This is a genomic window from Streptomyces sp. NBC_00310 (assembly GCF_036208085.1).
In the GTDB taxonomy this organism is placed as follows: Bacteria; Actinomycetota; Actinomycetes; order Streptomycetales; family Streptomycetaceae; genus Streptomyces.
The window spans coordinates 3078531-3095007 of the sequence record NZ_CP130714.1; the positions used below are offsets into that span (position 1 = coordinate 3078531).

Consider the following 16477-nt stretch of genomic DNA (forward strand, 5'->3'; position numbering starts at 1 on the left):
TAATCGTCAGTTGTCGTCCTCGTCGATGAGGAACCCGCGCATCGGCGAGGGAGCCTGCCCCATCGGGGAGGGACCCTGCGGCCGGACCGGAGCCATCGGCTGGGTCATGGCCGGCGACATCTGCTGCTGACCGCCGTAGGAGGGCGCGGCCGGAGCAGGGCCACCGCCCATGCCTCCACCCATACCGCCGCCCATGCCGCCCGGGTTGCCGCCGTACGACGGGGCGCTCGCGCCGGCCGGAGCCATGGAGGGCGCCGGGGACGGCGGCAGCGACGCGGTCGCCGGGGTGCGCGGCGGAGCCAGCGAGTCGTCCGCCTGGGTCTCCAGCTGACGCAGCTGCGACTCCAGGTAGGACTTCAGACGCGTGCGGTACTCGCGCTCGAAGCCACGCAGATCCTCGACCTTGCGCTCCAGCGTGGCGCGGGCGGACTCCAGGGAGCCCATCGCGACGCGGTGCTTCTCCTGTGCGTCCCGCTCCAGCGCGTCGGCCTTGGCACGGGCGTCCCGCTCCAGACCCTCGGCACGGCTACGGGCCTCACCGACGATCTTGTTGGCTTCGGAACGGGCCTCGGCGATCGCCTGGTCGGCGGTCTGCTGGGCCAGCGAGAGCACACGCGCGGCGCTGTCGCCGCCGGGGCCCTGACCGGGGCCGCCCATCGGACCACCCATGGGGCCGCCCATCGGGCCACCCATCTGCTGCTGCATGGGCTGGCCGCCCATGGGCCCCTGACCCATCTGGCCCTGGCCCATCTGCTGCTGCATCTGGCCCTGACCCATCGGGCCCTGACCCATCGGGCCCTGGCCCATCGGTCCCTGACCCATCGGGCCGGGACCCTGCTGCCCACCCTGGCCACCGGGGCCGGCGGGCAGCTGCGGAGCACCGCTCGGCAGCTGGGGCGGGCCACCCATGGGGCCCCCCATCTGCTGCGGCGGGCCCGATATCCCAGCGGGTACGGGTCCACCGGGACCGCGCATACCCTGCTGCTGCATGCCGCCCTGCTGCATGCCGCCCTGCTGCATGCCGCCCTGCTGCATGCCACCTTGCTGCATGCCGCCCTGCTGCTGGTCCTGAGGCTCCGGGGGCTTGCGCATGTTCTGCTGGTTCTGGGCAGCAGCGCGCGTGGCCGCGGCCAGCTTGGCGCGCAGGTCCTCGTTCTCGCGGAGCAGGCGCGTCAGTTCGGCTTCGACCTCATCGAGGAAGGCATCGACCTCGTCCTCGTCATAGCCTTCTCGGAGGCGGACGGTCGTGAACTGCTTGTTCCGCACGTCCTCGGGGGTCAACGGCATCTCTTCACCTCAACGTAGTCGTCGGCATTCGGCAAGACCGCATCTCTCACACCGCTCCCATCCCGCTGGCTACTACCGTGCGCAGGATAAAAACGATGATCATCAGCACGAAGAAGGACAGGTCGAGTGCCACGCCCCCGAGACGCAGCGGCGGAATGAACCGCCGCAGAAGCTTGAGCGGTGGATCAGTGACAGTGTAGGTGGCCTCCAGAACGACCACCATCGCCTTGCCGGGTTGCCATGAGCGGGCGAACTGGAAGACGTAGTCCATGACCAACCGGAAGATCAGCACGATGAAGAACACCGTCAGCGCGATGTAGAGGATCGTCAAGACCACGCTCATGTCCGGTGTTTCCCTCTCCCCAATTTCCGTGTTGCCCTGTACTGCTGGTTCCGATGGTGCGTCTCAGCTCTGGTTGAAGAACCCGCCCTCTGCGATACGGGCCTTGTCCTCCGCCGTGACATCGACGTTAGCAGGCGACAACAGGAACACCTTCTGCGTCACCCGCTCGATGCTGCCGTGAAGACCAAACACCAAACCGGCCGCAAAGTCGACAAGTCGCTTCGCATCTGTGTCGTCCATCTCAGTCAGATTCATGATCACCGGGGTGCCCTCACGGAAGTGTTCCCCGATGGTACGGGCCTCGTTGTAGGTCCGCGGGTGCAACGTGGTGATCCGGTAAGGCTCTCGCTCGGACACGACCTTGGGCATGATCACCGGTGCGTTCTTCTCCAGACTCGAACGTTCTTGTGTGATGGACGCCACGGGTGCGATCCGGGCGGGTCGCACCGATTCCGCGGGGAGCGAAGTGGCGTGCGACACCGGTTCACGTTGCACCGGGGGCTGTACCACTCGTACCGATTCGTCCCTTTGGGACTGATGTGACTGGTGCGCCTGATGCACCGGCTCATGCCGGCGGTGGTCCCGCTCGGGCTCCGGGTCGAGCTCGGGCTCGAAGTCGTCATCGGGGTCGAATCCCCTGCCGTCGTACCCATCGTCCTCCACGAGGCCGAGGTAGACCGCCATCTTGCGCATCGCGCCGGCCATTCTCTGAGTCCTCCGCTCTGTGGTGGATCGACTGACGACTTCCAAGTGCCCGCGATCCACGAGGTCGTTGCGCCCGCCTCTCGACGGAATGACCATATTTTCTGCTGTGGTCCGACTTCTTGGCGACGTTACCCGAGCCTGGGACGGACTCCGAGTACCGCAGTGCCGACGCGCACATGTGTCGCTCCGGCCGCCACCGCATCCTCGAGGTCCGCACTCATCCCCGCGGAGACCATGTTCGCAGCCGGATGGGCGCGGCGCAGGTCGGTCGACAAATCCATCAACCGCTCGAACGCGGCCCGTTGACGTCCGGCGTACTCCCCGGTGAGCGGCGCGACGGTCATCAGACCATCGACCCGCACCCCCGGCGACCGCGCCAGGAGGTCGGCCAACTCTTCGATTCCGCCCGGGCCGACACCTCCCCGCTCCCCCCGGCCGCCCTCATCGGCGTCGAGCGCGACCTGGATGAGACATCCCACCTCACGCCCGACCCGAACGGCCTCTTTCGACAAAGCCGTGACAAGCCTGGAACGATCGACGGACTGCACGAGATCCGCATAACGCACCACAGAACGGACCTTATTGGTCTGCAATTGCCCCACGAAGTGCCACACAAGGGACAGATCCGAACATTCGGCAGCCTTGGGTCCCGCGTCCTGATCCTTGTTCTCGGCGACATGACGCACACCGAGTTCCGACAGGATCCGCACATCGCTCGCGGGGTAGGTCTTGGTGACCACGATCAGGGTCACCTCGTCACGCTTGCGGCCCGCGGCCGCGCACGCGGCCGCGATGCGACCCTCCACCTTCGCCAGGTTTCCGGCGAGTTGCGCCTTACGGTCCGTCATGCCCATCAGTCCAGCCAGACATATCCCGCGAGTCGCCCTGTGGCGCGGTCGCGACGGTAGGAGAAGTGGTCGCGCGACTCCAGCGTGCACACCGGCGACTGCTCCCGGTCGTGCACCCCGAGGCCCTCCAGCTGTGCGTGCACTCCGGCGCACACATCGACCGAGGGCGTGCCCCAACTGGTCTCGGCGTACGCTGCCGGCTCGACGGTGGCCACCTCGGCGCGCATCGCTTCGGGCACTTCGTAACACCGGCCGCAGACGGCGGGTCCGGTGCGGGCGACGATCCGGGCGGGGTCGGCGCCGAGTCCGGTCATGGCCCGTACGGCGGCGGGGACGACTCCGGCGATCATGCCGGGCCGACCCGCGTGGGCGGCGGCCGCGACCCCGGCTACGGGGTCGGTCAGCAGGACGGGGACACAGTCGGCGGTGAGGACGGCGAGCGCGAGACCGCGCCGGGTGGTGACGATCGCGTCGACGGGCGGGATGTCGTCCGCGCCCCACGGTCCGTCGACCACGGCCACGTCCGCGCCGTGCACCTGGTTCATCCAGACGACCCGGTCCGGCTCCAGGCCCAGCGACTTGGCCGCCAGCTCCCGGTTGGTCGTCACGGCGCCGGCGTCGTCCCCGACCGCCCCGCCGAGATTGAGCTCCTCATACGGAGCGGCGCTCACCCCGCCCCACCTGTCGGTGAAGGCGAAGTGCGCGCCGCTCACGTTCTCGCGCCGTCCTATCACTTCAGGAAGTCCGGCACGTCCAGCTCCTCCGCCGCACTGTCCGAGTAGGACCGGGACGGCGGGACCGGCGGGGCGACCGGGACCTCGTTCACCGGCTCCGGGGCGGGCGCCGGCTCTTCCTTCGGCTTGACGCTGCCGAGCGAACCGAAGGACGGACGGCTCTCCACGGGCCGCGCCGGTGCCGGCTCCTCGCGCTTGGCCGCGGCCGAGCCGAGGATGTTGTCCCGCTTGGCCGGGGGCTGGCCGCCGTCGAACCCGGCGGCGATCACGGTGACCCGGACCTCGTCGCCGAGCGCGTCGTCGATGACCGCGCCGAAGATGATGTTGGCCTCGGGGTGGGCGGCCTCGCTGACCAGCTGGGCGGCCTCGTTGATCTCGAACAGGCCGAGGTCGGAGCCACCGGAGATGGAGAGCAGCACGCCCCGGGCGCCGTCGATGGACGCCTCCAGCAGCGGCGAGGAGATCGCCATCTCGGCGGCGGCCACCGCGCGGTCGTCGCCGCGGGCCGAGCCGATGCCCATGAGGGCCGAACCGGCCTCGGACATGACCGACTTGACGTCGGCGAAGTCGAGGTTGATCAGACCGGGCGTGGTGATGAGGTCGGTGATGCCCTGGACACCGGAGAGCAGGACCTGGTCGGCCGACTTGAACGCGTCCAGGACGGAGACCTGGCGGTCCGAGATGGAGAGCAGCCGGTCGTTCGGGATGACGATGAGGGTGTCGACCTCTTCCCGGAGCTCGGCGATGCCGTCCTCGGCCTGGTTGGCGCGGCGGCGGCCCTCGAAGGTGAAGGGGCGGGTGACGACGCCGATGGTGAGGGCGCCGAGGGAGCGGGCGATGTTGGCCACGACGGGCGCGCCGCCGGTGCCGGTGCCGCCGCCCTCGCCGGCCGTCACGAAGACCATGTCGGCCCCCTTGAGGACCTCCTCGATCTCCTCGCGGTGGTCCTCGGCGGCCTTCCGGCCGACGGCCGGGTTGGCGCCGGCGCCGAGTCCGCGGGTGAGTTCCCGGCCGACGTCGAGCTTGACGTCGGCGTCGCTCATCAACAGAGCTTGCGCGTCGGTGTTGATGGCGATGAACTCGACGCCCTTGAGACCGACCTCGATCATCCGGTTGATGGCATTGACACCACCGCCGCCGACACCGATGACTTTGATGACTGCGAGGTAGTTCTGCGGTGCTGCCACGTCGAAGGCCTCTCGCCTCGAGTTACGTGTCGCCGCTTCGCGAGGTACCCGCGACGCGACGACTGATGCCGAAGTGGGACGGTCCGAACGCCGACCCGAACCCTAACGCTGAAGTTTAGGGTTACCAGTGTGACTGTTCCTTGGACTCTTCCGAACAGGACACTAAGTCGACAAGTGGCGCACGTTCAACGAACACGCCGAACCTCCCGTTTTTCTTTTCACCCTATGTGATCAGCCATAGCGGTGCCCAACCAGGGTGCTGGCCTGCGCGGATGTGCGTCAACTCCCTGATGACGCGGGCGCGGTGGGGACGCTCACGTCGAAGTGCCCCGCGTCCGGGGCTGCTTTCATCAGGGCGGTGAGCGCTCGGGCCTTCGCACGCCCCTTCTCCGCACTCCCCCACGCGACCGTACGGTCTCCGCTCAACTCCAGCGAGATGGCGTCATAGGAACGGACCTTGACGACCAGGGTCTCGTGCGCGATCGCGGCCGGAAGGGCACCGGCGACCAGCACGGCCTCCCGTACCAGCCGGTCCTCGCCGAATCGCCGCAGACTGGCGGCGGACGAACCCGACCGGGGTACCGTCAATTCCAGTACGGGAACGCCTTCCGGGGCACGCGAAACCGTGGCGAAACGCACCCCTTTCGCGTCCACTTCGACGTACTTGCCCGCATTTCCGGCCGCTTCGACAATCAGAACCGGAGTACGTTCGCTCACTTTCAGCCCGATTCCATGGGGCCAGGAACGGATGGCCTCAACCGAGTCAATTCGGGGCAGATTCCGGAGCAGGCGCGACTCGATCCCGCCGAGGTCGACGGAGATCAGCGGATCGCCGAGCGGCACGTCGGCGGCGTCGCGCACCTGGGCCTCGGTCAGCACACGGGTGCCCGACACGGACACCTGCTCGGCCCGCAGCCACGAGGAGCCGTACAGGACCCAGACCGAGGCGCCGCCGATCAGTACCAGGGCGACCGCGGCGGCGATCAGCGCCCGGGGGCCGGGGAGCCGCCGCCGTGACGGCGGGCCGGAGTCCAGATCCTCGTCTGCGCCGCGTTCGGCGGTGATCGGTCCGGCCACGCGTACTCCCTCTCCTGGCTCGGTTCACCTCCGGGGCGCTCCGGCCGGTGTCGAGCACCCGACCGCGCTCAGCCCTTCGGGCCTCCGCGCGCTCGGCCGCTCGACACCCACACGCCCCTTCGGCTCACTCGCCGATCCGTTCCCTAGCGGTGTCCGCGCTTGGCGGCGATCGCCTCGTACACCATCCCGACGAGCAGGTCGTCGGCATCCCGGCGGCCGAACTCGCTCGCGGCGCGGGACATCTCGTACAGCCGGTGCGGGTCGGCGAGGACGGGCAGGACATTCTGCTGCACCCACTGGGGCGTCAGTTCCGCGTCGTCGACCAGCAGGCCGCCGCCGGCCTTGACCACCGGCTGGGCGTTCAGCCGCTGTTCGCCGTTGCCGATGGGCAGCGGGACATAGGCGGCCGGGAGCCCTACGGCGGAGAGTTCGGCGACGGTCATCGCGCCCGCGCGGCAGAGCATCATGTCGGCCGCGGCGTACGCGAGGTCCATCCGGTCCACGTACGGTACCGGGATGTACGGGGGCATTCCCGGCATCTGGTGCACCTGCGGCAGTTCGTTCTTCGGGCCGACCGCGTGCAGGATCTGGATCCCGGCCTGCTGGAGGTAGGGCGCGACCTGCTGGACGACCTCGTTGAGGCGGCGGGCGCCCTGGGAGCCGCCGGAGACCAGCAGGGTCGGCAGGTTCGGGTCGAGGCCGAACAGCGCGCGTGCCTCGGGGCGGGCGGCGGCCCGGTCGAGGGTGGCGATCGCTCGGCGCAGCGGGATCCCGATGTAGCGGGAGTCGCGGAGCTTGCTGTCCGGGGTGGAGACCGCGACCTGGGCGGCGTACCGGGAGCCGATCTTGTTGGCGAGGCCGGGGCGGGCGTTGGCCTCGTGGACGACGATCGGCACGCCGAGGCGCTTGGCGGCCAGGTAGCCGGGCAGGGCGACATAGCCGCCGAAGCCGACGACACAGTCGGCCTTGGTGCGCTCCAGGATCTGCTCGGTCGCCTTGATCGTGCCGCGCAGCCGACCGGGCACGGTGATCAGCTCGGGGGTGGGCTTCCGCGGCAGGGGCACAGCGGGGATCAGCGCGAGTTCGTAGCCGCGCTCGGGGACGAGGCGGGTCTCGAGGCCGCGCTCCGTGCCCAGGGCCGTGATGCCCACGGTCGGGTCCTGCCTGCGCAGGGCGTCCGCGAGGGCGAGCGCGGGCTCGATGTGACCGGCGGTTCCGCCACCGGCGAGTACGACATGCACCGAAATTCACCGCTCTCCGGACGAACGTGCCGAGGCACGCCGTCGCATCGTGTTCCATCTCCCGGGCCCCGAAGGGCCGCCGCCACGCTTTCTACCAAAGCGGGGTTGCCGCATGGCAAGCGCCGCCCGCGCTGCGGGTTCGTCGCGCGCGAACGCGATCAGCAACCCGATGGCGAACATGGTCGGCAGCAGGGCGGAACCTCCGTAGGAGAACAGCGGGAGCGGGACTCCGGCGATCGGCAGCAGACCGAGCACCGCACCGATGTTGATCACCGCTTGCGCGGTGATCCAGGTGGTCACGCCTCCCGCGGCATACCTGACGAAGGGGTCCTCCGTACGTCCGGCCACGCGGATACCCGCATAGCCTAGAGCCGCGAAGAGGGCGAGCACCGACAGCGTCCCCGCGAGGCCCAGTTCCTCACCGGTGACGGCGAAGATGAAGTCGGTGTGCGCTTCCGGGAGTTGGCCCCATTTTTCCACACTCGCACCGAGCCCGGAGCCGAAGATTCCGCCCGAGGCCAGGGCGTAGATGCCGTGCACGGCCTGCCAGCAGTCGGCGCCGTCCGTACGGGGCTCGGTGGCTCCGATGCAGGCCAGGCGGGCCATACGGTTCGCGCTGGTCCTGATCAGGATGAACCCGAGGAGCCCGGCGATGGACAGCACGCCCACGAACAGACGCGTCGGCGCCCCGGCCAGCCACAGCAGGCCGAACAGGATCGCCGTGAGAATGATCGCGGTGCCCATGTCGCCGCCGAGCATGATCAGCCCGAGCAGCATGAAGGCCACCGGAACGAGCGGCACCAGCATGTGCTTCCACTGTGTCAGCAGCCGCTTGTCCTCCTTACGGGCCAGGAGATCCGCGCCCCACAGCACGAGCGCCAGCTTGCCGAACTCGCTGGGCTGGATCTGGAAGGAGCCTCCGACGGCGATCCAGTTCTGGTTGCCGTTGATCGACTGCCCTATTCCGGGCACCTGAACCAGGGCCATCAGAAACACACAGCCGGCCAGGATCGGATACGCCAGCGCCCGGTGCAGCTTCACCGGCATCCGCGAGGCCACGAGCAGCAGCACGGTGCCGATCGCGGCCGCGAGGAACTGCTTGCGGAAGAAGAAGGTGCCCGGCAGCGACTTCTGCAGTGCCGTGATCTGTGAGGCCGAGTAGACCATCACCAGCCCCAGCACGGTGATCAGTAGACTGCCGCCGAGGATGAGGTAGTACGCGGTCAGCGGCCGGTCCCAGGCCTTGCGCGCCCTGGTCCGGAGCCGCCGCACGGGGTTCTCGCGCGGCGGCCGGGAGACGGGCGGCCGCCGGGTGACGCGCTGGAGAGGCGCACGGCTCGTACGGCTACTCGGCATCGGAGGCACCTTCGCCGCCGACCGACCACATCCGTGTCACGCGTCCCTCCCAGTTTCACCCGGCGCCGCCAGGCGAAGCCGGGCCGGGTCAGCCGTCCGCGGAGGAGAGTTCGCGCACAGCCGCCGCGAACGCGTCCCCGCGCTTGTTGTAGTTGACGAACATGTCCATCGACGCACAGGCCGGTGCCAGCAGCACCGTGTCGCCCGCCCGAGCCAGCGTCCGCGCCTCGCGGACAGCGGCGAGCATCGCCCCAGTGTCGGTCCGGTCGAGGTCGACGACCGGCACTTGGGGCGCGTGTCGCGCGAGCGCTTCCCGGATCAGCGCGCGATCCGCGCCGATCAGCACGACCCCCCGCAGCCGCCCGGCCGCACCGGCGACGAGCTCGTCGAAGGTCGCGCCCTTGGCGAGGCCGCCCGCGATCCACACGATCGACTCGTACGCCGCCAACGAGGCCTGCGCCGCATGCGTGTTGGTGGCCTTGGAGTCGTCGATGTACGCGACGCCGTCCACGTCGGCCACGTGCGCGATGCGGTGCGCGTCCGGGGTGAAGGCCCGCAGCCCGTCCCGTACGGCCGTGGCGGGCACCCCGAAGGCGCGTGCGAGGGCCGCCGCCGCGAGGGCGTTGGCGATGTTGTGCGGGGCCGGCGGATTCACGTCCGAGACCTCGGCGAGTTCCTGCGCGTTCTTCTGCCGGTTCTCGACGAAGGCACGGTCGACCAGGATGCCGTCCACGACGCCGAGTTGGGACGGGCCGGGCGTGCCGAGGGTGAACCCGACGGCCCGGCATCCCTCTTCGACGTCCGCCTCGCGCACCAGGTCCTCGGTGGCCTTGTCGGCGACGTTGTAGACGCAGGCGACACGGTTGCCCTCGTAGATGCGGCCCTTGTCGGCGGCGTACGCCTCCATCGAGCCGTGCCAGTCGAGGTGGTCGGGGGCGAGGTTGAGAACGGCGGCGGAGTGGGCGCGCAGGGAGGGCGCCCAGTGCAGCTGGTAGCTGGACAGCTCCACGGCCAGCACGTCGTACGGCTCGTCGCCCAGGACGACGTCCAGGAGTGAGACCCCGATGTTGCCGACGGCGGCCGTGCGCAGGCCTGCCGCCGCCAGGATCGAGGCGAGCATCTGGACGGTCGTGGTCTTGCCGTTGGTGCCCGTGACGGCAAGCCAGGGTGCGGCTTCGGGGCCGCGCAGGCGCCAGGCGAGTTCGACGTCTCCCCAGATCTCCAGACCGGCCTCACGGGCCGCGGCGAACAGCGGCTTGTCCGGCTTCCAGCCGGGGGTGGTGACGACGAGCTCGGTGCCCTCCGGCAGGGTCGCGCCGTCACCGAGGCGCACGGTGATGCCGAGCGCCTCCAGGTCGGCGGCCTGGGCCCGGGCGCGCTCGTCGTCGCCGTCGTTGACGACGGTGACGGCCGCGCCGAGGCCGTGCAGGACCTTGGCCGCCGGGATGCCGGATACGCCGAGCCCGGCGACCGTGACGTGCTTGCCCTGCCAGTCGGTCACTTGTCGGCCGCCCATCCCGCGTAGAAGAGGCCCAGTCCGACGATCACGCAGATGCCCTGGATGATCCAGAAGCGGACCACGACAAGGACCTCGGACCAGCCCTTGAGCTCGAAGTGGTGCTGGAGCGGGGCCATGCGGAAGACGCGCTTGCCGGTGAGCTTGAACGAGCCGACCTGGATGACGACCGACATCGTGATGAGGACGAACAGACCGCCGAGGAGCGCGAGCAGCAGCTCGGTGCGGGAGCAGATCGCGAGACCCGCGAGCGCGCCGCCGAGGGCCAGCGAACCGGTGTCGCCCATGAAGATCTTGGCCGGGGAGGTGTTCCACCACAGGAAGCCGAGACAGGCGCCCATCAGCGCGGAGGCCACGATCGCCAGGTCGAGTGGATCTCGTACCTCGTAGCAGGCGGACGGGTTGGTCAGGGTCAGCGTGTTGGCGCAGGACTCCTGGAACTGCCAGACGCCGATGAACGTGTACGCGCCGAAGACGAGCACGGAGGCGCCGGTGGCGAGGCCGTCCAGACCGTCGGTCAGGTTCACGCCGTTCGACATCGCGAGGATCATGAACAGCGCCCAGATGACGAACAGCACCGGGCCGATGGTCCAGCCGAAGTCCTGGACGAAGGAGATCTTGGTGGAGGCCGGCGTCTGGTCACGGGCGTCCGGGAACTGCAGCGCGAGGACCGCGAAGCCGATGCCGACGATCAGCTGGCCGGCCATCTTCGCCTTGGCCCGCAGACCGAGCGAACGGCGCTTGACGATCTTGATGTAGTCGTCGAGGAAGCCGACCAGGCCCATGCCCGCCATCAGGCCGAGCACCAGCAGACCGGAGAAGGTCGGCGGCTGGCCCGAGATCACCTTGGCCAGGAAGTACGCGACGATCGTCGCCAGGATGAAGGCGATACCACCCATGGTCGGCGTACCGCGCTTGCTGGCGTGCTCGCGCGGGCCGTCGTCGCGGATGTACTGGCCGTAGCCCTTGCGGGCCAGCAGCTTGATCAGCAGCGGAGTGCCGACCAGGGTCAGGAACAGACCAATGACTCCTGCGAACAGGATCTGATTCATCATCGGGCGGCGACCTCACCCTCGTTGCCGCTGTCGAGCAGCGCCTGCGCCACGCTCTCGAGCCCGACCGACCGGGACGCCTTCACGAGTACGACGTCCCCCGGGCGCAACTGACTGCGCAACAGGTCGATCGCCGCCTGTGCGTCGGACACGTGCACCGACTCCTCACCCCACGAACCCTCGTTATATGCGCCCAGTTGCAGCCAGGACGCTTCCCTGCCCCCGACCGCGACGAGCTTGCCGACATTGAGCCGGACGGCGAGCCGTCCGACCGCGTCGTGCTCGGCGAGCGCTTCGTCCCCGAGCTCGGCCATCTTGCCGAGCACCGCCCACGTACGACCCCCTTGTGCCTGTGCGGCCTTGCCCATCGCCGCGAGCGCGCGCAGAGCGGCTCGCATGGACTCGGGGTTCGCGTTGTAGGCGTCGTTGACGACCGTCACGCCGTCCGGGCGCTCGGTGACCTCCATGCGCCAGCGGGAGAGGGAGCCCGCCTCGGAGAGCGCGGTGGCGATCTCGTCTGCGGACATGCCCAGCTCATGGGCGACGGCGGCCGCGGCGAGCGCGTTCGACACGTGGTGCTCACCGTACAGGCGCATGGTCACATCGCTTGCACCGGAGGGTGTGTGAAGCCTGAACGCGGGCTGTCCCGCGTCCGTGAGCGTCACGTTCTCGGCGCGTACGTCCGCTTCGCCGGACTCTCCGAAGAGGATCACCCGGGCCTTCGTACGGGATGCCATGGCCCGGACGAGGGGGTCGTCGGCGTTGAGGATCGCGGCGCCGCCCTCACTCGCCGGGGGCAGTGCCTCCACCAGCTCGCCCTTGGCCTGCGCGATCTGCTCGCGGCCGCCGAACTCGCCGATGTGGGCGGTGCCGACGTTCAGCACGAGGCCGACCTTCGGCGGGGTCAGGTCGGTGAGGTACTTGATGTGTCCGATGCCCCGGGCGCCCATCTCCAGGACCAGGAAACGGGTCTCCTCGGTGGCGCTGAGCGCGGTGAGGGGCAGCCCGATCTCGTTGTTGAGGGAGCCGGGCGTGAACACCGTCGGTGCCTTGCGCCGCAGCACCTGGGCGATCAGGTCCTTGGTGCTGGTCTTGCCGGCGGAGCCGGTGAGGGCGACGAGGGTCGTGCCGAGCTTGCGGACGACGTGCCGGGCGAGGGCGCCGAGCGCCGCCTGGACGTCGGTCACGACGATCGCGGGCACGCCGACGGGACGGGACGCCAGCACCGCTGCCGCGCCCGCCTCGACGACCGCGGCCGCGAAGTCGTGTCCGTCCACGCGCTCGCCCGCGAAGGCGACGAAGAGGCTGCCGGGCTCCACGTCACGGGAGTCCCGGACGACGGGTCCGGTGACCAGCACCGACGGATCCGGTATGTCGTGCGTCTGCCCGCCGACGACTTCTGCGATCTCGGCGAGAGAGAGGGCGATCACAAGTTCATCCCTGGGTCTGCTGGATAGCTTCGCGAAGCACCTGGCGGTCGTCGAAGGGACGAACCACGCCGGCGATGTCCTGGCCCTGCTCGTGTCCCTTGCCCGCGACCAGCACGGTGTCGCCCGGCCGCGCACGGGCCACGGCCGCGGCGATGGCGGCGGACCGCTCCTCGAAGAGGACGACCTCGCCACGCTCGTGCGCCGGCACGGACGCCGCGCCTTCGAGCATGGCCGCGAGGATCGCGAGGGGGTCCTCGGAGCGGGGGTTGTCGGAGGTCAGTACGGCGGTGTCGGAGAGCCGGGCCATGGCGGCGCCCATCGGCCCGCGTTTGGTCCGGTCCCGGTCGCCGCCGCAGCCGAGGACGACGTGCAGGCTGCCCTCGGTGACCTTGCGCAGCGCCTTGAGGACCGACTCGACGGCGTCCGTCTTGTGGGCGTAGTCGACGACCGCGAGATACGGCTGCCCGGCGTCCACCCGCTCCAGCCGGCCCGGCACGCCCGGTACGGCGGCGATGCCGTCGGCGGCGGTCTGCGGGTCGAGGCCCGCGACGGCCAGCGCGACGATCGCGGCGAGCGTGTTGGCGACGTTGAAGGGGCCCGCGAGCGGCGACCTGGCGGTGACGCGCTCGCCCTTGGGCCCGATCGCGGTGAACGTCGAGTCCATGGGTCCGACCCGCACGTCCTCGGCACGCCAGTCGGCGTCGGGGTGGCCTTCGGCGGAGAAGGTGACGACCGGGACCGTGGCCTCCTCGGTGAGCCGGCGGCCGTACTCGTCGTCGAGGTTGACCACGCCGAGCCTGCTGCGTTTCGGCGTGAACAGCTGTGCCTTCGCCTGGAAGTAGTCCTCCATGCCGGAGTGGAACTCCATGTGTTCCGGGCTCAGGTTGTTGAACACGGCGACGTCGAACACACAGCCGTCGACGCGGCCGAGGACGAGGGCGTGGCTGGAGACCTCCATGGCGACGGCCTCGACACCGCCTTCGCGCATGACCGCGAACAGGGCCTGCAGATCGGTGGCTTCGGGCGTGGTGCGCTCGGACTTGATGCGCTCGTCGCCGATGCGGATCTCCACCGTGCCGATGAGGCCGGTGGGTCGGGTGACCTCCAGGCCGCCTTCGATCAGATAGGCCGTGGTGGTCTTGCCGGAGGTGCCGGTGATGCCGATCTGGAGCAGGTCACGGCCGGGGTGGCGGTAGATCGTGGCCGCGAGCTCGCCCATGCGCGCGCGGGGGTCCTCGACGACCAGGACGGGCAGGCCCGTCGCGGCGGCGCGTTCGGCGCCGGTCGCGTCGGTCAGCACGGCGACCGCGCCGAGGCCGGCGGCCTGCGTGACGAAGTCGGCGCCGTGCAGGCGTGCGCCCGGGAGAGCGGCGTACAGGTCACCGGGGCGGACGGCACGCGAGTCGTGGGTGATGCCCGCGACCTCGGCGGCGACTTCCGGCGCGGTGACACCCAGCTGTTCGGCGAGCTCCGCGAGGGGTACGGCGGAGAGCAGCGTCGGCCTGGGCAGCCCCGGATACGTCACGGGATGCCCCTTCTGGGTGGTTTGGGACTGATCAGCGTGTGGCACGGCGGTGAGCGTACCGGGCGCACCCCCGCCGGAGCGAAGCGAGGGTTTGTGCGAGCGGGGCTGGGGTGCGTGGTTCCCGGGGTCGGGAGTGATCATGGTCACGAGTCGGTTCCTGGCTGGTTGCGCTGATCGGCGGGTGGATCAGGATGTGGTCAGGAGGCAGGTCAGGGGGTGAAGGCGACGGGCAGGTTCGCGGGCTTCGCCCCGGTGGGCGGGACCTGGAGGGTCTTCAGGGCGAACTCCATGACCTCCTTGTAGATGGGTCCGCAGATCTGGCCGCCGAAGTAGTTGCCCTGGGTGGCGTTCTGGATCGCGCAGTAGACGGTGATCCGCGGGTTGTCGGCGGGCGCGAACCCGGCGAACGACGAGGTGTAGCCGCGATATCTGCCGGTGGCCGGATCCACACGGTTGGCCGTACCCGTCTTGCCCGCGACCCGGTAGCCGGGGATGCGCGCCTTGGTGCCCGTGCCCTCCTCGTCGTCCACGACGGACTCCAGCATCCGGGCGAGGGTCTTCGCCGTCTTCTCGCTCACGACCCGGGTCTTCTCGGGCTTCGGAGTGGGAGTGAAACGGCCGTCCGGTCCCTTGGTGCCTCGTACGAGGGTCGGCGCGACGCGGACGCCGCCGTTGGCGATCGTCGAGTAGACGGAGGCCGCCTGCATGGCGTTCATCGACACGCCCTGGCCGAAAGGGATCGTGTACTGCTGCGAGGTCGACCAGTCGCCGGGCGCGGCGAGGATGCCCTTGGTCTCGCCGGGGAAGCCGAGGCCGGTGGAGCCGCCGATGCCGAACTTGCGCAGGTACGAGTGGAGGATCCTGTTGGACTCGCGCTGGTTCCCGCCGAGTTCGCCGGTGGCGAGGATGGTGCCGATGTTGCTGGACTTGGCGAGGACGCCGTTGAGCGTCAGGTACCAGGTCGGGTGGTCGATGTCGTCCTTGAAGAGCCGGTCGCCCCGGTGCAGCCGGTTGGGCACGGTGACGTGCGTCTCGGGTGTGGCGACGTTCTCCTCCAGTACGGCGGCCATCGACATGACCTTGGCGGTGGAGCCGGGCTCGTAGGCGTCCTGGAGGGCCGCGTTGCCGAGTGCGTCCGGGTTCGCCTTCGTGAGGTCGTTGGGGTCGAAGCCGGGCGAGTTGGCCATGGCGAGGATCTCGCCGGTGCGGGTGTCCTGCACGATCACGTAGCCGCGGTCCGCCTTGGACTTCTTCACCTGTTCGGTGATGGCGTTCTGCGCGGCCCACTGGATGTCGCGGTCGATGGTCAGCTCGACGTCGGAGCCGGCCACGGCGGGGGTCTCGGTCGAGCCCGCGGTGGGCACCAGACGGCCGCCGGACTGGGCGTAGCGGATCTTGCCGTCCTTGCCCACCAGACGGTGGTTCAACTGCTGCTCGATGCCGCCGCCACCCTTGCCCTCGGCGTTGACCCAGCCCAGTATCCCGGCGGCGAGGTCACCGTTGGGGTACACGCGCTTGCTGCTGGGCTCCTGGAAGACGCCGGCCAGGACGTTGACCGTGCCCTTCTCGTCCTCGGCCTTCTTGACCAGCGCGGTCTTCAGGTCGCTGATCTGGTTCCAGACCTGGGGGGTCTGGCGGCGGGCGAGGAGCACGTAGCGCGTGTTGTCGGTGCGCAGCTTGGCGGCGATCGTCTGCTGGTCCGCGCCGAGGATCGGCGCGAGGAGCGCGGCTGCCTGCTCGGGTCCGTCGTCGATCTTCAGCTGTTCGCGCGTGAACATCGTCGGGTCGGCCGTGATGTCGTTGGCGTCGGTACTGATCGCCAGGTCGACGCCGTTGCGGTCGGTGATCCCGCCGCGCTCGGCGGCCAGCACCCGGCCGACGTACCGGTTCTGGTCGGCCTTGGCGGCGTACTCGCTCGCGTCGACGGCCTGCACCTGGAGCAGCCGTACGACGAAGGCGATCATCACCAGGGTCAGCGCGAGGCTCACCATGCGCAGCCGGGGGCGGGGGCTGCCCAGCCGGATGGTGCGCGCGGCCGGCTGCCGGGGCGTGGCCGGGCGGCGCTGCGCGGCGGGGCGGGCGCCGGGGCCCGGTCGGCGCTGCTGGCCGCCCGGTCGTGCGGGCCGGGCGGGCCCGGGTACGCGGCGGCGGGGGGGCTGCCTGCCTGAATCGGCCA

At 69.9% G+C, this 16477-nt stretch carries 14 protein-coding genes; all 14 read right to left on the minus strand.

The genetic code is table 11. The features are described 5' to 3' along the window. Positions 1-6 precede the first annotated feature (6 nt). On the minus strand, positions 7-1287 hold the full coding sequence (locus OG202_RS13550; protein ID WP_328222799.1) for a DivIVA domain-containing protein: 1281 nt from the start codon (positions 1285-1287) through the stop codon (positions 7-9). 46 nt (positions 1288-1333) lie between these two features. Continuing rightward, on the minus strand, positions 1334-1630 hold the full coding sequence (locus OG202_RS13555) for a YggT family protein (RefSeq protein ID WP_326583450.1): 297 nt from the start codon (positions 1628-1630) through the stop codon (positions 1334-1336). Positions 1631-1693: 63 nt separating this feature from the next. Next, positions 1694-2335 (minus strand): cell division protein SepF, encoded by a 642-nt coding sequence (locus tag OG202_RS13560; RefSeq protein WP_326583449.1) that lies wholly within the window; start codon positions 2333-2335, stop codon positions 1694-1696. Between the two features lie 128 nt (positions 2336-2463). Beyond that, on the minus strand, positions 2464-3183 hold the full coding sequence (locus OG202_RS13565; RefSeq protein WP_326583448.1) for a YggS family pyridoxal phosphate-dependent enzyme: 720 nt from the start codon (positions 3181-3183) through the stop codon (positions 2464-2466). Positions 3184-3188: 5 nt separating this feature from the next. Then, positions 3189-3917 (minus strand): peptidoglycan editing factor PgeF, encoded by a 729-nt coding sequence (gene pgeF / locus OG202_RS13570; RefSeq protein WP_327730165.1) that lies wholly within the window; start codon positions 3915-3917, stop codon positions 3189-3191. Next, positions 3914-5104: a cell division protein FtsZ gene (gene ftsZ / locus OG202_RS13575; protein ID WP_326583446.1), complete on the minus strand. Its 1191-nt coding sequence runs from the start codon at positions 5102-5104 to the stop codon at positions 3914-3916. Before ftsZ ends, pgeF begins: the two co-directional genes overlap by 4 nt. 279 nt (positions 5105-5383) lie before the next feature. Further along, on the minus strand, positions 5384-6181 hold the full coding sequence (locus tag OG202_RS13580; protein WP_328222800.1) for a cell division protein FtsQ/DivIB: 798 nt from the start codon (positions 6179-6181) through the stop codon (positions 5384-5386). Between the two features lie 143 nt (positions 6182-6324). After that, positions 6325-7422: an undecaprenyldiphospho-muramoylpentapeptide beta-N-acetylglucosaminyltransferase gene (gene murG / locus OG202_RS13585; RefSeq protein ID WP_326583444.1), complete on the minus strand. Its 1098-nt coding sequence runs from the start codon at positions 7420-7422 to the stop codon at positions 6325-6327. A gap of 6 nt (positions 7423-7428) precedes the next feature. Continuing rightward, positions 7429-8778, minus strand: a complete 1350-nt coding sequence (gene ftsW / locus OG202_RS13590; protein WP_327730163.1) for a putative lipid II flippase FtsW — start codon at positions 8776-8778, stop codon at positions 7429-7431. Between the two features lie 88 nt (positions 8779-8866). Further along, on the minus strand, positions 8867-10294 hold the full coding sequence (gene murD, locus OG202_RS13595) for a UDP-N-acetylmuramoyl-L-alanine--D-glutamate ligase (RefSeq protein WP_327730162.1): 1428 nt from the start codon (positions 10292-10294) through the stop codon (positions 8867-8869). Further along, on the minus strand, positions 10276-11349 hold the full coding sequence (gene mraY / locus OG202_RS13600; RefSeq protein WP_327730161.1) for a phospho-N-acetylmuramoyl-pentapeptide-transferase: 1074 nt from the start codon (positions 11347-11349) through the stop codon (positions 10276-10278). The genes murD and mraY overlap by 19 nt, the downstream gene beginning before the upstream one ends. Beyond that, positions 11346-12776, minus strand: coding sequence for a UDP-N-acetylmuramoyl-tripeptide--D-alanyl-D-alanine ligase (locus tag OG202_RS13605; protein WP_327730160.1), 1431 nt, complete (start codon positions 12774-12776; stop codon positions 11346-11348). Before OG202_RS13605 ends, mraY begins: the two co-directional genes overlap by 4 nt. 4 nt (positions 12777-12780) lie before the next feature. Next, positions 12781-14448 carry a UDP-N-acetylmuramoyl-L-alanyl-D-glutamate--2,6-diaminopimelate ligase gene (locus OG202_RS13610; RefSeq protein ID WP_328222801.1) on the minus strand — a complete coding sequence of 556 codons (1668 nt, stop codon included), beginning with the start codon at positions 14446-14448 and terminating at the stop codon, positions 12781-12783. 62 nt (positions 14449-14510) lie between these two features. Further along, positions 14511-16292, minus strand: a complete 1782-nt coding sequence (locus OG202_RS13615) for a peptidoglycan D,D-transpeptidase FtsI family protein (RefSeq protein ID WP_328224672.1) — start codon at positions 16290-16292, stop codon at positions 14511-14513. Between the last annotated feature and the right edge of the window lie 185 nt (positions 16293-16477).

What these genes read in the sequence shown, in the direction of transcription:
- murD (WP_327730162.1), bottom strand. Translation starts at nt 10,294, where the DNA reads ATGGGCGGCCGACAAGTGACCGACTGGCAGGGCAAGCACGTCACGGTC.
- OG202_RS13565 (WP_326583448.1), bottom strand. Translation starts at nt 3,183, where the DNA reads ATGACGGACCGTAAGGCGCAACTCGCCGGAAACCTGGCGAAGGTGGAG.
- mraY (WP_327730161.1), bottom strand. Translation starts at nt 11,349, where the DNA reads ATGATGAATCAGATCCTGTTCGCAGGAGTCATTGGTCTGTTCCTGACC.
- ftsW (WP_327730163.1), bottom strand. Translation starts at nt 8,778, where the DNA reads ATGCCGAGTAGCCGTACGAGCCGTGCGCCTCTCCAGCGCGTCACCCGG.
- OG202_RS13560 (WP_326583449.1), bottom strand. Translation starts at nt 2,335, where the DNA reads ATGGCCGGCGCGATGCGCAAGATGGCGGTCTACCTCGGCCTCGTGGAG.
- OG202_RS13615 (WP_328224672.1), bottom strand. Translation starts at nt 16,292, where the DNA reads ATGGTGAGCCTCGCGCTGACCCTGGTGATGATCGCCTTCGTCGTACGG.
- OG202_RS13555 (WP_326583450.1), bottom strand. Translation starts at nt 1,630, where the DNA reads ATGAGCGTGGTCTTGACGATCCTCTACATCGCGCTGACGGTGTTCTTC.
- OG202_RS13550 (WP_328222799.1), bottom strand. Translation starts at nt 1,287, where the DNA reads ATGCCGTTGACCCCCGAGGACGTGCGGAACAAGCAGTTCACGACCGTC.